The sequence below is a fragment of the Kitasatospora sp. NPDC034533 genome, from assembly GCF_055575155.1.
Genome location: NZ_JBVITE010000134.1, coordinates 1 through 5,612, shown reverse-complemented (window position 1 = coordinate 5,612; position 5,612 = coordinate 1). Strand labels below are relative to the sequence as shown.

Annotated in this window: 4 protein-coding genes and 1 pseudogene; 3 read left to right on the top strand and 2 right to left on the bottom strand. The window is 70.5% G+C overall.

All coding sequences use genetic code 11. The features are described from left to right. The first annotated feature begins 1,030 nt into the window (after window positions 1-1,030). Window positions 1,031-1,153: a hypothetical protein gene (locus ACZ55U_RS38660; RefSeq protein WP_465534258.1), complete on the top strand. Its 123-nt coding sequence runs from the start codon at window positions 1,031-1,033 to the stop codon at window positions 1,151-1,153. Between the two features lie 1,297 nt (window positions 1,154-2,450). Here ACZ55U_RS38660 and ACZ55U_RS38655 read toward each other — a convergent pair. Next, window positions 2,451-3,386 (bottom strand): hypothetical protein, encoded by a 936-nt coding sequence (locus ACZ55U_RS38655; protein WP_465534256.1) that lies wholly within the window; start codon window positions 3,384-3,386, stop codon window positions 2,451-2,453. On the opposite strand from ACZ55U_RS38655, the gene ACZ55U_RS38650 reads away from it, so the two are divergent. Next, entirely contained in the window at window positions 3,361-3,777 is a 417-nt protein-coding gene (locus tag ACZ55U_RS38650; RefSeq protein ID WP_465534254.1) for a hypothetical protein, read from the top strand. The two genes, ACZ55U_RS38655 and ACZ55U_RS38650, sit on opposite strands and share 26 nt — an antisense overlap. On the opposite strand, the gene ACZ55U_RS38645 is transcribed toward ACZ55U_RS38650, so the two are convergent. Further along, window positions 3,758-4,294, bottom strand: a complete 537-nt coding sequence (locus tag ACZ55U_RS38645) for a GNAT family N-acetyltransferase (RefSeq protein WP_465534252.1) — start codon at window positions 4,292-4,294, stop codon at window positions 3,758-3,760. The genes ACZ55U_RS38650 and ACZ55U_RS38645 overlap by 20 nt on opposite strands. A 370-nt stretch (window positions 4,295-4,664) precedes the next feature. On the opposite strand from ACZ55U_RS38645, the pseudogene ACZ55U_RS38640 reads away from it, so the two are divergent. Then, a pseudogene (locus ACZ55U_RS38640) lies at window positions 4,665-5,553 on the top strand (IS5 family transposase). Window positions 5,554-5,612: the final 59 nt, after the last annotated feature.

Below are 5,612 nucleotides of genomic sequence, written 5' to 3'. Positions count from 1 at the left end.
GGGGGCGGAAGCCTGCGGCTTAATCGTCGCCTGACGGCTCCTCAGGCGGTGCTGACGCACCGCCAGGTGCGGGGGTGCCGGCTACGCCGTCACCGTGCGTGGTGTTCCCTCGGCTGCGCCTCGGGGCCCGGCTGCGCCGGGCGGGGTGGCTGGGGCCATTCGCCTGCGGCGAATGGGTGGGCGAGGCTGGGCCCCTGGCGGGGCCTCAACTGGCGGGGTCTGCGGCCCCCGGCTTGGCGAGCGTTGACGATGTGCCGCGAATTCCCGGTAGCAGCCCCTTCCCCTCCGACACCCCAGCCCCGTTCACGATGTGACGCGAATTCCCGATAGAAGGGCCCTCCCCTGACGGGGAGGCAACACCCCAGAACCACCCCGTTGACGATATGGCGCAAATCCCCAACGGCAGCACCAACCCCGTCCGGGGCCCTGCCGGGCCCCACCACCCGAGCCTCCCCTCGACCCAGGCACGGGACGGGCACCGCGCCGGGAACCCGCCTCAGCTCCCTGACGGCCAGCCCCGGCCGGAAACACCGGAACAGGGCGCAGCGCGAGCCCAACACGGTGCCGTTGAAACCGTTGAAACCCGCCAGGGATGCCACCGGCCAGCCCCACCACGAACACGCGAGAATGACGCCACCAAACCCCACTCAAGGGCACCCTCAAACACGGAAAAGGCGCCATCCACGGCCCGATCCCCAGCCCGATGGCATTCCCTCCGTTACTGCCGGAACAAATGCGTGGAATCGCCCGCGCCTCCCCACCAGAACAACGCACTGGAATGCTTCCCTCGGCGCGGTCCGGAAACTTCAGGAAAGACATCACCCGGGGCACCCGCAAAATCCACCCACCCCGACAAGACGCGACGCCCAGGAAGACCTTCCAGCGGACCGGGGACGGCGTCACCTACGGCGCCGCCAGAAAGAGCGCAGCACGGCCCCGGAACGGTGCACCGGAATTCCCGGGCCAGGGAACCTTGATGGGGCCTTGATGGGGCCTTGCGGCCCCTCAGAAAGCGGGGCTGCGGACAGTCTTGCGGCAACACCGGGCCAACCCCGGGCAGAACACCGAGGCCACCCCCGGGGACAGCGCCGGCGACGACCAGGACGACGGCCTGGCGGCCGACCAGGATCGGGCCCGGCCCGGGACGGCCTGACGGCCAACCAGGACGACGACCAGGCACAGCAGGACAGGGCGGGGCGGGGCACCGCCGAGGCCGGCGCACCGGCACGACAGGTGCAACACGGAGGGGCGCAACACACCCACCCACCCCTCCTACAGCCACATAACCCCTGGTCAGGCCTGCAACACGGCCCCGCGTTGCATCACCCCGCGTTGCACCCCCGCGTCACAGCCGACAGCAGGCAGCAGCAGGACGGCCGACGACGCCAGGCGCAGCAAGACGGGCTGGGCCGGTCAGCTGCCAGGTACAGCCACGACGACACCGCCCCCGGGCGGGCTGGCGGTCAGCGGCTGGCGGCCAGCGGGCGACGCCCGGATCGCCGGGCGGCGGGCGGCGGGGCGGCCGGGACAGCCGGCTTGACGCCCCACACGACAGGGGCCCGCGACAGCACCCAGCGACGGTCACCGCCCAAGCCAGGCCCGCGGGCCCCGCCCGCCCTGCTGGATACAGTGGGCGCAGCCAGGGGGCTGGGAGCGGGGTTGAGCGTGAAGCGGTGGCAGCGTGGCGCGGTGATCGTGTGGGTGGTGCTCGTGGTCGGTGGCACTGTGCTGACGTTCCTCCTCGGCAACGGGACCGAGACCCCAGTGCCGGCGGTCCCACCGGACACCCGCCCGTCCTCCAGTCCACCCCTTCCTCCTGACTGCACCGACGCGAACGTCATCTGCGGCGCTACCCTCGTTCCCGCCCGTTGAGCACCAGAACGCGACACGACCCACCCCAGGACAAGCCACCGAGCCAAACCTCCAGCGCCTCCTGGACGCCCCCCACCGTGGTCTGACGGCCGGGCAGGATGGCGGCCAGCGGCCCCGGGGCAGGCCGCCTGCCGGCGGCCTGACAGGATCGGCACCGGTGCGCGCCACACCCCATTGCCCGTGACGCGCACCACCCCCAGCCCCCTGGAAAAGGGGGAGAAGAATCGGACGAGGAATCACCGGAAAACCACGGCGGAAACACCCCGCGAAACTCGGAACAAGAAATCCCGGAAAACAGCCGGAATCGACACGGAATTCCCCAGGCCCGGGAAAGCACCCGGGGACACCCCCGAACGCGAACCGGCCAGTCCCGGGCCCCGCCCGGCAAGCACGCACAGTCACCAGGCACGAGCCGCCACACTCACCGGCCCCCACCACACCCCTAGGATCAGTGGTCTAGACAAATTACGGACACGACGGCGATTAACCCCATTTGCAGGGATTCGATGCCTGGGACGCTCAACACAGGTCACACCCCCGGGCAGCGGGCGGCACCCCTCAGGGACGTGGTGGGTGGATCAGGCCCCCTCCGGGGTGGAGACCAGCGCGGCCACTTGCTCGCGCTTGGTCGGGACCGGCAGCATCAACGCGCCCAAGTCCTTGACGGTGCGGTCCTGTTCGCACTGCGGGCACTCAAGCCGATCCGGGCTGGCCTCCTCCCGCAGCTCCAGCTTCGAGCCCTCCTTCCCTCCGATCGAACCCCGGCACGTCCAGCACGGGCGCAGCCCGGCGTTCGCCTCCCGGGGGGCCTCCAGCTGCTCCTGGGCCTCCCGCTCCAACAGTTCCTCGCGGTCCCGGTGGCAGGACCAGCAGCGGCCGCCGGGTTGGCGGGTCCACTCCACGCGGTTGCCGTCGAGGCCGTAGTGCCAGGTGCTCTCCTCCTCGGGAACGTTGCCGCAGTCGGCGCAGGCGAGGGTGCGCATCCACTCTCGGTGCTCCTGGCGGGCTTTCTTCTCCCGGGCCTTCTGGCGCTGGTTGTAGGCGGCGCGGTTGTCCGGGTTCTCCAGGGCGTCGAGCAGACAGTGCCGGCCGGGGCGGCCGTAGCGCCACCAGACGGGGCCGAGGGGACCGCGGGTGGCCAGCAGCTCCAGGGTGGTCGTGAGGATGGGCACGGCGTCGTCGTACTCGCGCCAGCCGTCGCCCTCGTTGTCGTCCTGGGGCACTGTCCACCACTGCCCGCGCCAGATCTCGGCTGACAGGTCCGCCACGGCCTCCTGGCGGCCTGCCAGGGCGACGGGTCCGGCTCCGGTGACGACCAGGACGACGGGCGGGTAGCCGGGCCGGGTGTGGCCGGGCCAGGTGCGGCGCCACCAGTGCACCGTGCGGTCGGCCGGGTCCTGCTCGGCCAGCGCGGGCTCCGTGCTCTTCACCTTGGCGCGGAACAGCTCGCGGTAGGCGGGGAACTTCGCGGCCACCCGCTCCGGGGCCATGGTGGAGCGGTCGACCTCGGCCATCAGCACCGGCACCCCGACCTCCAAGGCCTGCCACACCGCGTCCGGGCGCACCTTGCGCCGGCCGCCCGGCAGCACGAACTCCACCTCCGTCGCCCCGGACCGGCGGGTCGCCGAGACCCTCGCCCGCACCGGCTACGTGGACGTCGCCTGGCACCTCTACCAGCAGGGCGGCGGCGCCTCCCTGCTGCGCCGTACCGCCAGCGACGACCGGATCGACCAGGCGTGGGTCAGCGCGCCGCTCGCCCTGGCCGTGGCCGAGTACCGGCTGCTCGACACACCCGGGGCGTCGGACCACCTACGACAAGCTCGCCGTCCGCTACGAGGCGACCGTGCTGGTCGCCGCCATCAACGAGTGGCTGTGACGGAGACGATCAACCCGCCCGCAAGCTGAGTTCGTACCGGCTCACCCAGGTAACGGGGCCCTCGTCGTGCCGCTGTCCGGGGGCACCGCCCACGGCCACGTCACCACGGTGCACGAACCCCCGAGCCTCGTAGTAAGCGCGCAACTGCACGTTGGAGCTCACGCAGTCCAGCCGTAGGGCATCGGCGCCGCGGCGGCCCGCGGCATCGGACGCCCAGCCGAGCATCACAGCCCCCAGCCCGGCAGCCCAGCGGCACACGGCCATCCGGTGCACATAGCCCGCGGAACCGCCAAGATCCGCCCAAAGAGGATCGTCCCAATCCAGAGTGACAGTGCCCGCGGCCGTGTCTCCGACGCTGATCAGCCACGTCTCACCGCGTGCTACTGCCTCGGCAACCCACTCCGCGTCGAATCGCGAGGGCCACTGGGTGATCCCTCGCGTGCCAAGCCATGTCGCGGCCTCGTCGAGCACCCCCAGGACCTCGCCTATGTGATCGTCAGTCGCGATCCTGAAGGCGACTTCACCTCTGTTCCAGTCAACCGTCATGCCTTGGATAATCGCAGTGCTCCAGCAGCTCTCGTGGCTCAACCGTCACTTTCGCAACAGGCCCCAGGCCGGGGACCGCCCTGCGGCGGGGCCAGGCGCCTGCGATCACGGTCCACCAGGCGGGACCAGGGGCTGCGGGCCCGCCGCTCTCGGACCGAGAGCGCGACTACCAGCGGTACGTTCTGACCGACTTGCTTGATGATCTGCGCGGCTGCACGGACCCTGCAGAGCGGGTGTACTTGGTCTCGCACATGCTGCAGCGTGCCTCGGAGCTGGCCCTCCTGGTCAGCGGGCACTGGCTCGGCGAAGGCAAGTGGTTGTCGCGGCGGCTAGGCAGTTTCGTTTGGATCAGTTGGTCGTTGGTTCGAGTGTGTCGTTGACTGATGCGCAGTGGGCGAGGATCGAGCCGTTGCTCCCGGATCGGACGCCGAAGCGGGGTGGCCGTTGGCGGGACCATCGTGAGGTGATCGACGCGATCGCCTTCAAGTTCCAGACCGGCACGCAGTGGGTTCACTGCCGGAGAAGTACGGCAACTGGCGAGGTGTCTACAACCGGCTGCGGATGTGGGCTGTCGACGGCACGTGGGAGCGGGTCTTCACCACTCTGGTGGCCCAGGCCGACGCGGACGGGGATCTCAACTGGGCCGTGTCGGTGGACTCCACGATCGTGCGGGCTCACCGGCATGCGGCCGGGGCTCGGGGAAAGGGGCCCCGGCCGGCGAACCTGACGACCATGCCATCGGCCGGTCCCGCGGCGGACTGACCACGAAGATCCACCTCGCCGCCGACGGCCGCTGCCGACCACTGGCCTTCGTGCTCACCGCCGGACAGGCCGGTGACGCGCCTGCCTTCACTGACGTCATGGCCCGTCTGCGCGTTCCTCGTCGGCGAGGACGGCCTCGGACCAGGCCGGATCTGGTCCTGGCCGACAAGGCGTACTCCTCGCGCGCGATCCGCGAGCACCTGCGCAAGCGTGGTATCCAGGCAGTGATCCCCGTCCCCGCCGACCAGCGCGGACACCGGCTACGCCGCGGCAGTCGCGGTGGCAGACCACCGGCGTTCGACCGTGAGACCTACAAGCTGCGCAACACTGTCGAACGGTGCATCAACCGCCTGAAGCAGTGGCGTGGGATCGCCACCCGCTACGAGAAGACCGCCACCGTCTACCTGGCCGGACTCCACATCGCGGGTATCTTTCTCTGGTCTGCCCGATCCTTCATCCTCAGAGGGTGTTCTGCGAGTCTTGGGCGGTTCTCGTAGTCCTTGAAGGCAGGTTGTCCGGTTCTGGTGCTTCACGGCGGGCCGTCGGCGCGGTGTGC